General features: G+C 72.7%; 8 protein-coding genes and 1 tRNA gene. 1 reads left to right on the top strand and 8 read right to left on the bottom strand.

The genetic code is table 11. The annotated features are described in order from the left end of the window. Positions 1–3: 3 nt before the first annotated feature. Positions 4–3,645, bottom strand: a complete 3,642-nt coding sequence (locus tag OIB37_RS20540; RefSeq protein ID WP_330459066.1) for an AfsR/SARP family transcriptional regulator — start codon at positions 3,643–3,645, stop codon at positions 4–6. A gap of 556 nt (positions 3,646–4,201) precedes the next feature. Between OIB37_RS20540 and OIB37_RS20535 the strand changes: the two genes are divergently transcribed. Further along, complete coding sequence (locus tag OIB37_RS20535) at positions 4,202–4,678, top strand: hypothetical protein (protein ID WP_330459065.1); 477 nt, start codon at positions 4,202–4,204, stop codon at positions 4,676–4,678. A 65-nt stretch (positions 4,679–4,743) separates the two neighbouring features. On the opposite strand, the gene OIB37_RS20530 is transcribed toward OIB37_RS20535, so the two are convergent. From OIB37_RS20530 to topA, 7 genes are all read right to left on the bottom strand, one after another. Further along, complete coding sequence (locus OIB37_RS20530) at positions 4,744–5,274, bottom strand: RipA family octameric membrane protein (protein ID WP_330459064.1); 531 nt, start codon at positions 5,272–5,274, stop codon at positions 4,744–4,746. Next, positions 5,271–6,623: a hypothetical protein gene (locus tag OIB37_RS20525; RefSeq protein WP_330459063.1), complete on the bottom strand. Its 1,353-nt coding sequence runs from the start codon at positions 6,621–6,623 to the stop codon at positions 5,271–5,273. Before OIB37_RS20525 ends, OIB37_RS20530 begins: the two co-directional genes overlap by 4 nt. Positions 6,624–6,907: 284 nt before the next feature. Then, positions 6,908–6,981, bottom strand: a tRNA-Thr gene (locus OIB37_RS20520). Between the two features lie 107 nt (positions 6,982–7,088). Beyond that, complete coding sequence (locus tag OIB37_RS20515) at positions 7,089–8,744, bottom strand: alpha/beta hydrolase (RefSeq protein WP_330459062.1); 1,656 nt, start codon at positions 8,742–8,744, stop codon at positions 7,089–7,091. A gap of 97 nt (positions 8,745–8,841) precedes the next feature. After that, entirely contained in the window at positions 8,842–10,047 is a 1,206-nt protein-coding gene (locus tag OIB37_RS20510; RefSeq protein WP_330459061.1) for a DNA polymerase III subunit delta', read from the bottom strand. A gap of 236 nt (positions 10,048–10,283) precedes the next feature. After that, entirely contained in the window at positions 10,284–13,571 is a 3,288-nt protein-coding gene (gene tmk, locus OIB37_RS20505; RefSeq protein WP_330459060.1) for a dTMP kinase, read from the bottom strand. Positions 13,572–13,987: 416 nt separating this feature from the next. Further along, on the bottom strand, positions 13,988–16,813 hold the full coding sequence (gene topA / locus OIB37_RS20500) for a type I DNA topoisomerase (RefSeq protein WP_330459059.1): 2,826 nt from the start codon (positions 16,811–16,813) through the stop codon (positions 13,988–13,990). Positions 16,814–17,010: the final 197 nt, after the last annotated feature.

The raw sequence follows: 17,010 nt of genomic DNA, 5'->3' as shown, positions 1-17,010 counted from the left end.
AGTTCAGCCGTCCAGGAGGGCCCGCAGCTCCTCCAGCAGCGCCTGCTCGTCCGTGCCGTCCAGCGCCACGAGAGCCGCGCGCCAGGCGTCGCAGGCCTCCGTCGTCCGGCCCTGCTCGCGCAGCAGAAGACCGTGCTGGTGCCGGGCGAGACCGCCCGTGTAGCGGTCGGCGCGGGCGTCGGCCCCGCACAGCAGCTCGGCACACTCACGGGCGGCCCGTTCGAAGTCGCCGAGCTGCCGCAGCGCGCGGACCAGGCCGAGCCGGGTCTGGGACTCGCCGTGCCAGTCGCCATGGCCGCCGAGGATGCGCAGACTCTCCCCGAAGTGCCGTGCGGCGGCTGCCGGTTCGCCGAGGGTGAGGTGGGCGTAGCCGATGTTGCAGTGCGCCGAGTGCCGCACGATGACGGCGCCGATCTCGTCCCCGATAGCCAGCGAGCGCCGGTGCTGCTCGATGGCGGCCCTGGGGTCGGTGTGCTCGTAGAGGTTGCCGAGATGGCTGTGGGTGACGGCTTCGCCGTAGGGGTCGTCCAGCTGCCGGGAGTACGCCAGGCTCTGCCGCAGCGCGTCCTCGGACTCCGCGAAGCGTCCGAGCCCCTCCAGCAGCAGCCCCCGGTTGTTCAGGCCGCGCCGGATCCAGGAGAGGTGGCCCAGCCGGCGCCAGATCTCCAGGGCCTGGTCGGTGAGGGTGAGGGCGTCGTTCTGCCGGCCGGTCAGGAAGCGCAGGCCGGCGAGATCGCCCAGCGCGTACGCCTCGGCCGCCACGTCCCCGAGCCGCCGCGCCGCTTCGAGCCCGGCCCGCCCCAGCACCTCCATCTCCGCGATGCGGCCGCTGCGCCGCGCGTAGGGGAAGAACAGCCGAACCAGCGCGGAAAGGTGTGCGGCCCGTCGCGGGTCGTCCGTGTCCGCGTTCCGCTCCACCAGCGCGACGATGTTCTCCAGCTCCACATCCCCCCAGGCGAAGGCCTCCTCCGCGGACTCGAAGTACGGCAGAAGAGCCGCGCTCGCGGCGTGCTCGGGCGGCTGAGCCGCGGTGGGCAGCAGGCGGTCGTCCCGATCGAGTCCGGGCTCCACGACGGCGACGAGGGCACGCTCGGCGACCGCGGCGAACCAGCGGAAGGCGGCGAGTTCCGGGTCCGGGTCCGGGACGGGGACGGGGACGGGGACGGGGACGGGGACGGGGACGGGGACGGGGACGGGGACGGGGACGGCGGGGACAGGGACGGGGGGCGTGGCAGGGGCGGCGTACGGGGGTGACGCGGGGCCGGCACCAGGGGCCGCGCCGGGGCCCGCGCCAGGCGTCGCGCCGGAGCCCGCGTCGGAACCCGCGCGCGGGGTCGCGCCGCAGCCCGCGTCGGGGGGCATGCCGGAGCCCTCGTCGTCGGAGGGCGCGTCCGGAAGGGGGCCGGCCAGTTCGCGGGCGAAGTCGCGGACCAGGTCGTGGGGGGCGTAGCGGCCGTACGCCGTTTCCTCCAGGAGGGCCACGTCGACCAGACGGTCCAGGGCGGCCTCGGCACGGCGCTCGTCGATACCGGTGAGGCGGGCGACCAGTGGGGCGCCATAGGTCGGCAGGTCGAGGGCGCCGAGGCGGCTCAGGGCGAGGGCCGCGTCCCGGTCGGCCTCGTGCTCGGCGGCGGCGAGGGCGTCGTGGGCGACGGCAAGGGATCGCCGGACGCTCAGGTCGTCGTACTCCAGTTGCCGCAATCGGCCCGCCGTGGCGGCGAGTTGGCCTGCCAGCACGTCGGGGGTGAGGGCCCGGCGAGCGGCCAGCCGGGCGGCGACGACGCGCAGGGCGAGCGGGAGCCGACCGGTCAGCTCGACCAGGGCGTGGTCGGCGTCCAGCCCCTCGCGTCCGCTCACCGCGCGCAGGAGTGCCGCGCTGTCCTCCCCGGTCAAGGGCCCCAGCGGGAAGCGTCGGGCGCCGTCCAGGGCGGTCAGCGGGGAGCGGCTGGTGACGATCACCGCGCAACCGGGTCCGGCCGGGAGCAGGGGCCGCACCTGGGCCGCGCTCGCCGCGTCGTCCAGCACCAGCAGGACACGGGCCGGAGCGAGCAGGGAACGGAGCAACGCGGCTGCGGCATCCGGCTGTTCAGAGACGGTACGGGGCTGCGCGCCGAGATCTCGGAGCAGGGCGGACAGGGCCTGGGCCGGGGTGAGCGGGGTCATCCCCGGGGTGGCGCCGTGCAGTTTGACGTACAGCTGGCCGTCGGGGAAGCGGTGCCTCAGTTCGTGGGCGACGTGCAGGGCCAGGGCGCTCTTGCCGACGCCGGCCATGCCGCTGATCACGGCGACGGGACCCTTACGGGCGGCGAGGGTCTGCCGCAGGGCGCGGAGTTCGGGTGTCCTGCCAGTGAAGTTGGCAGGGGGTGGCGGGAGTTGCGCGGGTGGGGGGAGCTGGGTGGGCGGGAGTGAGGGGATGGGTGCGGGTGAAGGGGAGGGTGCGGGCGTGTGGGCCGCGTGGACGGGGGCCGGGTCTTCGGCCGGTTCGGGCGGATGGCCGCCGACAACACCCGCGGTCGTACGGGCGTCGGGTGCGAGCGGCTCCCGTGGGGCGCGGGCGCCGTCGGCGAGTGCGGATGCGGGCACGTGTGCTGCGGGAGTGACCGTGGGAGTGACGGTGGCGTCGGCAGAGGCGTCGGGCGCAGGGGGCGGCCCAGGAGCGGTAACCGGTTCGGGGTCTCCGGGACGGCTCCGCTCGACCGCGGCGGATGCCGAAGCCGGAACTGGAACCGGAGCCGAAACCGAAGCCGGAGTCAGTGACGGTGACGGCGGGCGCTCGTCTCCGCCGCCAGGCGTGTGCTCGTCCCCCGCCACCGCGAAGCCGCGCAGCACCTCCACGTGGGCCTCGCGGACCGCCGGGCCCGGTTCGATGCCGAGTTCCTCGATCAGGTGGGTGCGCAGGTCGCGATGGACGGCGAGGGCCTCCGCCTGACGGCCGGTGCGGTGCAGGGCCAGCATCAGCTGGCGGTGACAGGCCTCGCGCAGCGGGTGCGCGGCGACGAGCGCCGCCAACTCGGGCACGAGACCGGCCAACCGGGGTCCACCTACGGCCAGTTCGGCGTCGTAGCGCCACTCCAGCACGAGTAGTCGCGCCTCCTCGAGCCGCTGCACGAGGGCGTAGCCGCCGAAGTCCCCGGGCAGTCCGCCGAGCGGGGTGCCGCGCCAGAGGGCGAGCGCGGCGTCGGCGGCGCGTACGACCCCGGTCCAGTCCCGGCGGGCGTGCGCGGCACGCGCCTCGGCGGCCCACGTGTCGAACACGTGTACGTCCAGCTCGCCGTCCTCGACGCGCAGGAGATAGCCGGGCGGTACGGCCCTCAGCCGCTCGGGGTCGTCGAGGAGGCGGCGCAGCCGGGCGACGTGATTGTGCAGCGAGGCCCGCGCGGAGGCGGGCGGCGCCCCGCCCCACAGGGCGTCCTTCAGCGACTCGACCGACACCACGCGGCCGGCCTCCAGCAGCAGGGCGGCGAGCAGCGCGCGCGTCTTGGGGCTGCCGATGGAATGAACGAGGCGGACGGAGGCGTCCTCGGGAGCGCCGACAGGGATGTCGGCAGAGATGCCGGCAGGGGTGTCGTACGAAATCTCGTACGGCTGTCGGTCGTACAGCGCGGGCGGTCCCAGCAGTCCGAACCGCAGCTCGTACCGCCGCATCACGCCGCTCCAGCCTCCCCGCGCGGTTCTGTCCGCCCGTGTCCCGCGGCGGACGGGTGCCCGCCGCTGTTCTGGCGGAATTCCGCCCCTCTCCAACGGATTCACGCCACGTTCCGACTGCCGGCCGGGGAACGGAATCCGTCGGGATTCCCGCCCACCGCCGTTGCCACCGGGCGAGTTCCGGCCACACGGTCCGCCACCGGGTGACGATCCGTTGGCCACATGTTAGCGATCCGTTGGCGCGCCCTGATCTGATCACTCCATCGGATCCGATCCGACGGCGCGCGCGAATTCCGCGCAGCTCGGGGGAGTGTCGCCGCCGACCGGATCCGGGGACGCGCGTGGCCCCGGTCGGCGGAGGTGAACGACCGGGGCCCCGTCCCGCCGCTCCAGTGCCGGACTCCGCCCCCGGCCCCGGTCCGAGCGCGGCACCGGACACGCCCACGCCGGCCGCCGTGCCTGTCCCTCGCCTGAACCGCCCGGTATCGTGCGCGCGTTCGACACTCCGCGCCACTCCATGCCACTCCACGCCATTCACCCGCAGGGGAGAGCCCGCATGCGTCTGGGCATCACGGGACACCGAGGTCTGCCACCGGAGGTCGGGGCCCGGGTCCGCACGGACCTCGCCGAGGCCGTCGAAGCCTGTGACCCCGCGGACCTGGTGGCCGTCAGCTGCATCGCGGACGGACCCGACGCCTGGTTCGCCCAGGCCGTCCTCGCGCACGGCGGACGCCTGGAGGCCGTCATCCCCGCCGCCGGGTACCGCGACGCGCTGCCCACGTGGCACCACCCGGTCTACGACGAGTTGGTGGCCCGCGCAGCCGACGTCCACCACACCGGAATGCGGGAGCCGACGTCGCACGCGCACCAGGCGGCCGGCGAGATCGTGGTGGATCTCGCCGACGAGGTGATCGCCGTGTGGGACGGCCTGCCTTCCCGGGCCTACGGCGGCACCGCCGACGTCGTGGCATACGCGCGGCGCGTCGGCGTACCCGTGCGTGTCATCTGGCCCGAGGGCGCCGCCCGGACGTAGGCGTCCCGCCCCATGGCGATGACGGTCACCCCATCGCGATGACGGTCACCTCACGGCGATCGTGGTCACCTCATGGCGACAGCGACGCTCACAGCGACCAGGTAGAGCGCGGCGAAGACCACGGGAACGGCGAGCTCGACGTTCGTCAGCCGCACGTACTTGCCCCACGATCCGCCGTCGCCCAGCTCCTGCCACTCCGCCTCGCCGTAGGGAAGGGCCGGCAGCCGCCGCTCCAGCTCTCCGATCACCTGGTACTTCGCGGCGTTGAGCTGCTTGTAGGAGCGGATGATCAGCTGCCAGACGAGGCACTGGAAGAGCGCCGCCAGGACGGCGACGCAAAGCCCCCAGTCGGGAACCTCCGCCAACACGTCACGGCCGATGGTCCCGGCCCCCGCGAGGAACGCGGTGTTCACCGTCAGAAAGAACGTGTTCGTCAGGTTCCGCCGCGCGCTGACCCGGTCGGCCATCTCGACGTAGAGCTTGTACTGCTCCAGGACGGCCGCCTGGTACTTCTCACCCCCCGGCGTCGCGTAGTCGTGCGACGTCACCGCCGCGTTCCAGAGCCGCTGCGGGAGCGCCGCCGGCGGCTCGCTCACGCCGCGGGCTCCTCGTCCGGCTCCGCGGACTCCTCGGGCGGCAGGTCGCGGACATCCACCTTCATCTGCCCGGGGCGCCTGAAGTCCGAGGACACGCTGACGACTTGCACCGTCAACTGGTCACCAGCGAACACCCGGCCGGAGTCGAACCGCTCTTTCAGGTCCTGGCTCATCTTCCGGATGTGCAGCATCGCCGGGCGCGGCATGTGCGGATAGTCGCCGAGGTCCACCAGCAGGAACCCCTTGTCGGGCCGGACGTCTCGCACGGTGGCGTACAGGCGTTCCTGCTCCGCGGGGTAGGCGTTCGGGTCGGGAAGTGCCGTGGGGGACTCGACCCGCCGCACATCGATCCGGTGCAGGGTCCGGTCCACCCGCGTGATCACGACGTCGACCTCGTCGTCCCGTTGGACCGCTTCGCCCTGCAGGAGGGAGAACCGGGACTTCCCGCCTCCCGGAAGGTCGATGAACGCGTCACTGCCCATCACGTTGTGGACGCGCGCCGACACGGTGCTGTGCAACGGATAGGCCTGCTCCCAGGCATCCCAGGGGTCGTCCTCGATCTCTTTCTGAGAGAAGACGTAGACGTCGTCCCGGAGCAGGAAAGCGCCTCTCAGCTGTCCGTGCTTCTGGAATCTCTTGCCCTTGGGCATGCCCTGCGGAGGCAGCACTTCCGTGTAGCTCACGTCGGGCCGGAAAAGCTCGGCCGATCGGTCCGGCTTGCTCATGTCCCGGACGCGTACGCGGTCGTCGTACACCTCCTCCACCTGCGCCACGGTGGCTACCAGCGGATTGCGCGGCCTGAGATCCATTTCCCGCAGCGGCTGCTTCCGGAGCCGCTCGATCTCCGCCATCAGGTTCTCGACGAGTTCTCCGGTCCCCTTGGGGCTGAAGTCGTACACGATGGGCCGCAGCCCCCGGAGATTGGTGGGGATGTCCTGCTCGCCCTGCGCGAGGACGATCATCCGCTTGTGCAGGCACATCGCCCAGCCGGCTTCGAGGGCGACGGACTCCGACACGGCGGAGAAGTCGACCACGACGATCCCGGCCCGGTCGATCCCCTCCCAGGCGACCGTCGACACCAGTTCCGCGCCCGGCGTCTCGTCCGCGCGATGGGGCCGCAAACCCGCCTTCACCAGGGGGCGCTTGATCTGGTACTCGTAGAGATCATTGAAGTTGTGCAGCACATTGGGTTCGCCGCGGCGCAGCGCCTTCAACCCGTACGGCATGGCAAAGAAGATCATGGATTCATCGACCGGCTCAGAAGAGCGCGTAGGTCGCAGCACAGCTGACATGAACGCGAGTACCCCCCTGTTGGCAGTGCGCGGCCTCCCAAAATAACGCTCCGTCATCGGCGGAGGGTCATGTTTCACCATTTCTCATGGCGCCTTCCGCACGGCCCCGACGAAGCGTCGACGACGGCGCCCGACACCACCCGCGCATCCGACGGTCACACCCCGACCGACCGCCCACCCGGTCGAGATGAGTCGAGCCGACCGGACTCCCCCGCCCGGACCCGGCCCCTTCGCCCCGAACCCCGACCCGCCCCGGCTTGGCCCGACCCGGCTCGGCTCTCACGGCGATCCCGGGAACGAAAAAGGCCAGGTCACGATGCACGTGACCTGGCCTTGCCCTGAGCCGCTTTCGGGATTCGAACCCGAGACCTACGCATTACGAGTGCGTTGCTCTGGCCATCTGAGCTAAAGCGGCGCGCTGTCGCACCATGGTGCGATCAGCAACGTCGGTAAGTCTACACAGTTTCCGATAGTGCTTCGTACCAGCCCCGGAGCCGCAAGATCCGGGGCCGGCGGGGTGGGCTAGGAGCAGCGCTTTCCGGGGGCCGGCGGGGTGCCGTGGAGCAGGTAGCCGTTGATCGCGGTGTCGATGCAGGCGCTGCCGCGGCCGTAGGCGGTGTGGCCGTCGCCGACGTAGGTGAGCAGGCGGCCGGAGGAGAGCTGGCGGGCCAGGGACTGGGCCCAGGGGTAGGGGGTCGCCGGGTCACGGGTGGTGCCGACCACCACGATGGGGGCCGCGCCCTTCGCCTCGATGCGGTGGGGTTCGCCGGTGGCCTTCACGGGCCAGTAGGTGCAGTTCAGGGTGGCCCAGGCCAGGCTGTCGCCGAACACCGGGGACGCCTTGCGGAAAGCGGGGAGCGCCTTCCGTACCGACTCGGGGCCCGTGTAGGCGGGCGGCAGGTCCAGGCAGTTCACGGCGGCGTTGGCCATCATCAGGTTGCTGTAGTGGCCGCTCGCGTCCCGCTCGTAGTAGCTGTCCGCGAGGGTGAGCAGGCCGGCGCCGTCGTTCTCCTTCATCGCCGACGTCAGCGCCTCGCGCAACTGCTCCCAGCTGCCCTGGTCGTACATCGCCGCGATCACCCCGATGGTCGCCAGCGCCTCGCCGACCTTGCGCCCGTCCGCGTCACCCGCCGGGACGGGGTGGGCGTCCAGCTTGTCGAAGAACGCCTTCAGGTGGTCGCCGACCTGTGCCGGTGTCGTGCCCCTGCCGCCGAGCGGGCAGTCGGGGTGCCGTACACAGTCCTTCGCGAACGCCTGGAAGGCCGTCTCGAAGCCCGCGGTCTGGCCCAGGTTCAGCCGGCGGGCGTCGAGCGAGGGGTCCATCGCGCCGTCCAGCACCATGCGGCCCACCCGCTTCGGGAACAGACCGGCGTACGTCGCCCCGAGGAAGGTGCCGTACGAGGCGCCGACATAGTTCAGCTTCTGGTCACCCAGCAGCGCGCGCAGCATGTCCATGTCCCGCGCCGCCTCGACGGTGGAGACGTGCCGCAGCAGTCGCGCCGAGTGGGCCCCGCAGCTCTCCGCGAACTTCCTGTCCGCGCCGACCAGCGCGTTCGTCTCCTTCTGGTCGTCGGGGGTGAGGTCCGTCTGGGTGTACGTGTCCATCTGGCGGCCGTCGATGCATTCGACCGGCTCACTGCGGGCGACGCCCCGCGGGTCCATCGCGACGATGTTGTAGTGGGCACGGATCTCGGCCGGGTAGCCGACGCCCGCGTACTGCTGGAGGTAGGCGACCGCGGAGCCGCCCGGGCCGCCGGGGTTCACCAGCAGCGAGCCGAGCGGCTTGCCGTTGCCGGTGGCCTTCTTGAGGGAGACGGCGAGCTTGATGTCACCCGCGCCGGGCCTGGCGTAGTCGAGTGGCGCCTTCATCGTCGCGCACTGGAAGCCCGGGGCGCCGCAGCTGCGCCAATGCAGCGGCTGCGAGTAGTACGGCGACAGCGCCGCCGGCGTCGCCCGCGGCAGCGCGGCCAGCGCCGCCTGCGCCACGCCGCCGGCCGAGGTGGAGGAACTCCCGGCGGAGCAGGCGGACACCAGCAGTGCCGCCGCCGCGAGCAGGGTCGTGGTGGCGCGGGCCCCGGCACGGGTGCCGGTCCGGCTCCGACAGGGCGTCGACGGGCGGAACGTCCCGGAGAGCCAGGACGCCCGGAAGGTCCGGCGAGGGGATGACCTGGTGTACATCAGGTGAGCGTAACCCTGCGCGAGGAAATGGATGCCGAGCGTGAGGGCGGGTGGCCTCGTACGAGGGACGCCGTCCGTCAACCACCGTACGCCCGGCTCACCCCGCCCGCAGGGCCATCGTCATCGCCTCCACCGCCAGCAGCGGGGCCACATTGCGGTCCAGGGCCCCGTGGCAGGCGGCGATCGCCTCGATGCGGCGCAGGGTGGACTCCGGGGTGCTGCCGCGGGCGATCCGGCTCAGGGCGTCCTCGGCGTCCTCGTTCGCGATCGCTATCCGTGAACCGAGCTGGAGGGCGAGGACGTCCCGGTAGAAGCCGGTGAGGTCACCGAGGGCGACGTCGAGGCTGTCGCGCTGCGTACGGGTCCTGCGGCGCTTCTGCATGTCCTCCAGGTCCTTCATCACGCCCGCCGTGCCGCGCGGAAGCCGGCCGCCCTGGGCCGCGCCCAGCGCCGCCTTCAGCTCCTCGGTCTCCTTGCCGTCCGTCTCCTCGGCGAGCTGCTTGGCGTCCTCGGCGGCCGCGTCGACCAGCTCCTGGGCCGCCTTGAGACAGGCGCCGACCTCGCTGAGGCGCAGCGGCAGCTTCAGCACGGCGGCGCGGCGCTCACGGGCCGCCGGGTCGGTGGCGAGGCGGCGGGCCCTGTCGACATGCCCCTGGGTGGCGCGGGCCGCGGCGGCTGCCACGGCGGGATCGATGCCGTCGCGGCGTACGAGCATGTCGGCGACGGCTTCGACGGGGGGCGTGCGCAGGTTCAGGTGGCGGCAGCGGGAGCGGATGGTCGGCAGGACGTCCTCGATGGAGGGGGCGCACAGCAGCCAGACCGTGCGCGGTGCGGGCTCCTCCACGGCCTTGAGGACAGCGTTGGCCGACTTCTCGTTCAGCCGCTCGGCGTCCTCGACCAGGATGATCTGCCAGCGGCCGGTCGCCGGGGAGGTGTACGACTTGCGGACCGTGTCCCGCATGTCCTTCACCAGGATCTCGGCGCCCACGGCGGCGACGGTGCTGACGTCCGCGTGCGTGCCGAGCAGTGCGGTGTGGCAGCCGTCGCAGAAGCCGCAGCCCGGGGTTCCGCCCAGGGCCCGGTCCGGGCTCACGCACTGGAGGGCCGCCGCGAAGGCCCGCGCCGCCTGGTTCCGGCCGGCTCCTGGCGGGCCGGTGAACAGCCAGGCGTGGGTCATCTGCGACGCCTCAGGAGGCGGCTCGGCCGCCGCGGCGGCCGTGACGAGGGCGTCGGCGTCCCGCGCGGCGCCTTCCAGCGCCGCGCTCACCTTCTCCTGCCCGACGAGGTCGTCCCACACGCTCATGGGTCACGCCGCCCTTCCGTCACACTCCGCTTTCTGGATCCATTGTGCGGGTGGGCACTGACAACTTGGGCCACTCACGGGTCCAGGGCCCTCGGATCGGGGCCCCGACCGGGCCTCCGGGGCCCAGGCGGGCGAGGGTCACCGGCCCGGCGGACCACAAGAGCGGACCACGAGAAACGGCGCCCGCCGGAGCACCGAGATGCTCCGGCGGGCGCCGCCCGCAGCTCCGGTCCGGCTCAGTCGCGCCGGCCGCGGCCCCGGCGGCCCTGGTCCTCGTCGCCGCCGTACTCCCGTTCGTCGTACGAACCCAGCAGCTCGTCCGCCAGCGACGGCAGGTCGTCCAGCGGGGTCTCCTCGGCCCAGTCGGGCCGCGGGCGCCGGCGGGGCTTGCCGCCGGCGTCGAGCCTGGGCATCTCGCGGGTGCGGTCGTCGGCGCTGTCGGGACCGTCGGCGGGCCGCTCGTCCCGGAAGAAGCCGGGCGGTACGCGGTCCGCCGAGCCGTCGCCCCGTACGGGAGGCAGTACGGCCGTCTCGTCGGCGGCCCCGAAGGTCACCTTCGGCAGTACGGCGGTCTCGTCGGCTGCACGCGGCGGAGCCGGAGGAGCCTGAGGAACCGGCGGCAGGACCGTCGTCTCGTCCGCCGTACCCGGGGCGACCGGCAGCTCTGCCGTCACCTCGGAGTCGTTGCCGGCACCGGCCGTCCCGTAGGGAGACCTGTGGGGAGACGCCTGGGGAGACGCCTGCGGGGACACGACCGGCGTCGGAACCGTCTCGTCGACGCCCCGTGCGGCCTCCGGCCGCCGAGCCGTCCGGTCCGCGTCCGGCGACACCACGGGGGTCGCCACGGTCACCTCGTCCGGGGTCTCGCCCGGTACCGCGGGTCGCGGTGCGCCGTTCCGGCGGGCCGCGGCGTCCGCCGCCGCCGCGGCATCGGCCGCCTGGCGGCGGGCCTCCTCCGCGCGCAGCAGGGCCTCCTCGGCCTTGCGCTGCTTCTCCAGGCGCCGGGTCTCGGCCTCGGCGCGCAGCCGGGCCTCCTCCTCGGCCTGCTTGCGCCGGCGCTCCTCGTCGGCCTTGCGGCGGGCCTCCTCCTCGGCGCGGACCTTCTCCTCCGCGAGGAGACGCGCGCGCTCCTCCTCGGCACGCCGGTGCGCCTCCTCGGCGCGGCGGCGGGCCTCCTCGGCCTGGCGTTCGGCCTCGCGACGCTGGGCCTCCTCCAGCTCGCGCTGCTTGCGCTCCTCCTCCTCGGCGCGCAGCCGGGCCAGCTGCTCCTGGCGCTCACGCTCCAGGCGCTCCTCCTCGGCCTTGCGCGCGGCCTCTTCCTCGGCCTTGCGACGCGCTTCCTCCTCGGCCTTCTTCCGGGCCTCTTCCTGGGCCTTGACCTCGGCCTCGGACAGCGGCAGGACGGTGTCGAGCCGGTGCCGGATCACGGTGGTGACGGCCTCGGGCTCCTGCCCGGCGTCCACGACCAGGTAGCGGCCGGGGTCGGAGGCGGCCAGGGTGAGGAATCCGGCCCGCACGCGCGCGTGGAACTCGGCCGGCTCGGACTCCAGCCGGTCCGGTGCCTCCGTGAACCGCTCGCGCGCGGCCTCCGGGGCGACGTCCAGCAGGACGGTGAGGTGCGGGACGAGCCCGTCGGTCGCCCAGCGGTTGATGCGGGCGATCTCGGTCGGGGAGAGATCGCGGCCGGCGCCCTGGTAGGCGACGGACGAGTCGATGTAGCGGTCGGAGATGACGACCGCGCCGCGCTCCAGGGCGGGCCGTACGACGGTGTCGACGTGCTCGGCCCGGTCGGCCGCGTAGAGCAGGGCCTCCGCGCGGTGCGACAGGCCCGCCGAGGACACGTCCAGCAGGATCGAGCGCAGCCGCTTGCCCACGGGGGTGGCGCCGGGCTCGCGGGTGAGCACGACCTCGTGGCCCTTGGCGCGGATCCACTCCGCGAGGGCCTCGGCCTGGGTGGACTTGCCGGCGCCGTCGCCGCCCTCCAGGGCGATGAAGAAACCGCTGGCCGCCGTTGCGGTGACCGGGTCGTCGCCGCCGAGCAGCGCGTCCTTGAGGTCCTGGCGCAGCGGGATGCCGGAGCGGTCGTCGACCTTGGCGAGCACCAGGACGGCCACCGGGAGCAGCAGCGCGCCGACGAGCATCAGCGTGAAGGAGGCACCGCCGTGCGCGAAGACGAACCTGCCGTTCTCCAGCCGGTGCCGGCCGATGAGCCCGGCGACCACGGGGGCGATCAGCGCGCCGAGCGCTATGAAGACACGGACCACGGCCTGCAGGTGCTCCGTGACGCGCGGCCTGCGGTACTCCTCGGTCTCCTGGTCGAGCAGCGCGTGCCCGGTGTTGGCGGCCACGCCCGCGGCGACACCGGCCAGCGTGACGATCAGCAGCACGGTGGTGACGTCGGGGACGAGGCCGGCGGCCAGCAGGGCGATGCCGGTGAACGCGATCGCGATGGCGAGGAGCCGGCGGCGCGAGAGCGAGGGCAGCAGCGCGGGCGCCGTGCGGATGCCGACGGCGACACCGCCGGTGAGGCCGAGCACCAGGAGGCCGTACAGGACGGGTCCGCCGCCCAGGTCGGTGGCGTGCAGCACGCACACCGCGACGGCGGCGGCGATGGCGCCGGCGACGGCCGCGCAGGCGGTGACGAGCAGCGGAACGACGCCTGTACGGCCCTTGTCGATGCCCTCACCGGTGCGCGGACGGCGCAGCCCCTCCAGCGGGGACCGCGCGCGCGGGGTACGCGCGCCGGGCAGCCGCAGGGCGGTCAGCACGGACAGGGACGCGGCGAACAGACCGGCCGCCACGTACGACCCGAGGGCCGCCTGGTGCTGGTCGAACCAGGCGACGCCGGTGCCGAGCAGATTGTTGAACAGGGAGGCGACGACCAGGGTGGCGGCCGCCAGCGGGATGGCCAGGAAGCTGGTGCGCAGGGCGAGCCGGCGCAGGGCGTCCATGTGGTCCGGAAGCGGCCGTACCGTCGCCCCCTCCGGCGGCGGCGCGGGCAGCAGTGCGGGGGCCGCGCTCTCCCGGCACACCGTCCACAGCCGCTCGGCGACGCCGATGACGAAGGCGGTGACCAGCAGGACCGCGAGCGCGTTGTCCGGGGTCCAGTCGATCCACAGCGGCGCGATCATCATCAGTGCGGCGCGGAGGCCGTCGGCGCCGACCATGGTCCAGCGGCGGTCGAGCGGACCGTCCTGCGAGGTGAGGGAGGTCAGCGGGCCGAGAAGGACGGCACCGAAGAGCAGGGTGGCCACGATCCGCGCGGCGAAAACCGTCGCCACTGCGAACGCCACGCCTCGGTAGCCGCCGCCGAAGGCGCCCTCGGCGATGGCTGCCTGGAGGACGAGGACCACCAGCACCAGCAGCGCCAGGGCGTCGCCGACGCCGCTCACGAGATGGGCGCTCCACAAGCGCCTCATCTCCGGTCGGCGCAGCAGTGAGCGGACGGCGCGCTCGCGGGAATCCGCGACCAGGGCGTCGTCCGGTGGTGTGGGGGGCGCCGTTGGCTGCTCGGCTCGCGTCATGCGTTCAGCCTATCGGCAGCCGCCGACAGCGAGCCCCGCTCGCCGGACGCGGGCACGCCCCGACATCAAAGTGATGCCGGGGCGTTCGCTCGGTGAAACGGTGCGACGGGCCGCCGGGGAAGCGGGTGGCGTACGCCTCTCGCGCCGGACGGGACTCGGCGTCCGGAGCGGTCACCGTGCCGGAACCGGCGTACACAAGAGGCGCGAATCACGGACGGGCCGTACCGCCGGACGTGGCACCGGCAGGTCTGACGGCCGGATCCCGATGCCTTCGCACGAGCAGAAACCGGAAGCCGTGGCGTCGGCACAAGCCGAAGCCGAGCCGAAGCCCCCCCCTCGACTCACGGTCGGGGACGCCCGCGCGCGGTCAGACGCCGCCGGCCCGTGGTCGGTGACCGCGGGCCGGCGGCGGGACCTCAGTCCTCCGCGCGGGAGGCAGCCGTCTTCTTCGCGGCCGCGGTGGTCTTCTTGGCCGTGGTCTTCTTCGCCGCCGTCGTCGTCTTCTTGGCCGCCGTCTTCTTGGCGGCGGTCTTCTTCGCCGGGGCGGCCTTCTTGGCCGGAGCCTTCTTCGCGGTCTTCTTGGCGGGAGCCTTCGCGCGCTTCTCCGCGAGCAGCTCGAAGCCGCGCTCGGGGGTGATCGTCTCGACGCTGTCGCCGGAGCGCAGGGTCGCGTTGGTCTCGCCGTCGGTGACGTACGGGCCGAAGCGGCCGTCCTTGACCACGACCGGCTTGCCGGAGACCGGGTCCTGGCCCAGCTCCGCCAGCGGCGGCTTGGCGGCCGCACGGCCACGCTGCTTGGGCTGGGCGTAGATCGCCTGCGCCTCCTCCAGCGTGATCGTGAACAGCTGGTCCTCGGCCGTCAGCGAGCGCGAGTCCGTGCCCTTCTTCAGGTACGGGCCGTAGCGGCCGTTCTGCGCGGTGATCTCCACGCCGTCGGCGTCGGTGCCGACCACACGCGGCAGCGACATCAGCTGGAGCGCTTCCGCGAGGGTCACCGTGTCGGGCGACATGGTCTTGAAGAGCGAGGCGGTACGCGGCTTGACGGCGTTCTTCCCGGTCTTCGGGGTGCCCTCGGGGAGGATCTCCGTGACGTAGGGGCCGTAGCGGCCGCGCTTGGCGACGATCTCGTGGCCCGACTTCGGGTCGGTGCCCAGCTCGTAGTCGCCGCTCGGCTCGGCCAGCAGCTGCTCGGCCAGCTCGACGGTCAGCTCGTCCGGCGCCAGGTCGGCCGAGACGTCGGCACGCTGGTGCTCCTCGGTGTCCTTCTCGCCGCGCTCGATGTAGGGGCCGTAGCGGCCCACCCGCAGCACGATGCCGGAGCCCACCGGGAACGACGACACCTCGCGCGCGTCGATCGCGCCCAGGTCGGTCACCAGCTCCTTGAGGCCACCGAGGTGGTCCCCGTCGCCGTTGCCGGCGTCGGCGGCGGCGGCGCCGGTCACGGTGCCCTCGCCGAAGTAGAAGCGCTTCAGCCACGGCACGGACTGGGCCTCGCCACGCGCGATGCGGTCGAGGTCGTCCTCCATCTTGGCGGTGAAGTCGTAGTCGACGAGCCGCCCGAAGTGCTTCTCCAGGAGGTTGACCACGGCGAAGGACAGGAAGGACGGCACCAGGGCCGTGCCCTTCTTGAACACGTAGCCGCGGTCGAGGATCGTGCCGATGATCGACGCGTACGTCGACGGGCGCCCGATCTCGCGCTCTTCGAGCTCCTTGACCAGGGATGCCTCGGTGTAGCGGGCCGGCGCCTTGGTGGCGTGGCCGTCGGCCGTGATCTCCTCGGCGGACAGCGCGTCGCCCTCGGCGACCTGCGGCAGCCGGCGCTCGCGGTCGTCCAGCTCGGCGTTCGGGTCGTCGGCGCCCTCGACGTAGGCCTTCATGAAGCCGTGGAAGGTGATCGTCTTGCCGGAGGCGCTGAACTCGACGTCCCGGCCGTCGGCGGCGGCGCCACCGATCTTCACGGTCACGCTGTTGCCGGTCGCGTCCTTCATCTGGGAGGCGACGGTCCGCTTCCAGATCAGCTCGTAGAGCCTGAACTGGTCACCGGTCAGACCGGTCTCGGCGGGCGTGCGGAAACGGTCGCCCGAGGGGCGGATCGCCTCGTGGGCCTCCTGCGCGTTCTTCACCTTGGCGGCGTAGGTGCGCGGGGCGGAGGGCAGGTACTCGGCGCCGTACAGATGCGTGACCTGGGCGCGGGCGGCCGCGATCGCGGTGTCGCTCAGCGTCGTGGAGTCCGTACGCATGTACGTGATGTAGCCGTTCTCGTACAGCTTCTGGGCGACCTGCATGGTCGCCTTCGCACCGAAGCCGAGCTTGCGGCTGGCCTCCTGCTGGAGCGTCGTCGTACGGAACGGGGCGTACGGCGAGCGGCGGTACGGCTTGGACTCGACGGAGCGCACGGAGAAGCGGGTGTTCTCCAGGGCGACGGCGAGGGCGCGGGCGTTCGCCTCGTCGAGCTGGTGGATGCTCTGGCTCTTGAGCCGGCCGAGGGAGTCGAAGTCGCGGCCCTGCGCGATGCGCCTGCCGTCGACGCTCTGCAGGCGGGCGACCAGCGAGGACGGGTCCGAGGAGTCTCCCGCGCGACCGGTCGCGAAGGTGCCCGTCAGGTCCCAGTACTCGGCGGAGCGGAAGGCGATGCGCTCGCGCTCGCGCTCGACGATCAGGCGGGTGGCGACGGACTGGACGCGGCCGGCCGACAGGCGCGGCATGACCTTCTTCCACAGGACCGGCGAGACCTCGTAGCCGTAGAGACGGTCGAGGATGCGGCGGGTCTCCTGGGCGTCGACGAGCTTCTTGTTCAGCTCGCGCGGGTTGGCGACGGCCTCGCGGATCGCGTCCTTGGTGATCTCGTGGAAGACCATCCGCTTGACGGGGATCTTCGGCTTGAGGACCTCCTGGAGGTGCCAGGCGATCGCCTCGCCCTCCCGGTCCTCATCGGTGGCGAGGAAGAGCTCGTCGGAGTCCTTCAGCAGGTCCTTGAGCTTCTTGACCTGCGCCTTCTTGTCCGCGTTGACCACATAGATCGGCTGGAAGTCGTGTTCGACGTCCACACCGAGGCGGCGCACCTCACCGGTGTACTTCTCCGGCACCTCCGCGGCACCGTTGGGGAGGTCGCGGATGTGCCCGACGCTCGCTTCGACGACGTAGCCGGGGCCGAGGTAGCCCTTGATCGTCTTCGCCTTGGCAGGCGACTCGACGATGACGAGTCGGCGGCCGCCGTGTGCGGTGTCGCTGGTCGGGGACAACTTCGCTCTTCTCTCCGGTCGACGCTGTGGCCTCCCCAGGCCTTGGTCCCGGGGGTCGCGGCGTGCTGTTGGCTCATGTGACGCTGCGGAGTGTGACGCTACATCCCGCCCCCGTGTCAAACGGGAAAAGCCCACAACGGCCACTCGAACGGTAACCCGACTACCGCCATTCCTGCCGCCCGGAGTGTCCGACGACT

The organism is Streptomyces sp. NBC_00820, from assembly GCF_036347055.1.
In the GTDB taxonomy this organism is placed as follows: domain Bacteria; phylum Actinomycetota; class Actinomycetes; order Streptomycetales; family Streptomycetaceae; genus Streptomyces.
The sequence above is the reverse complement of the archived record's forward strand: the minus strand, read 5'-3'. Positions and strand labels throughout refer to the sequence as shown.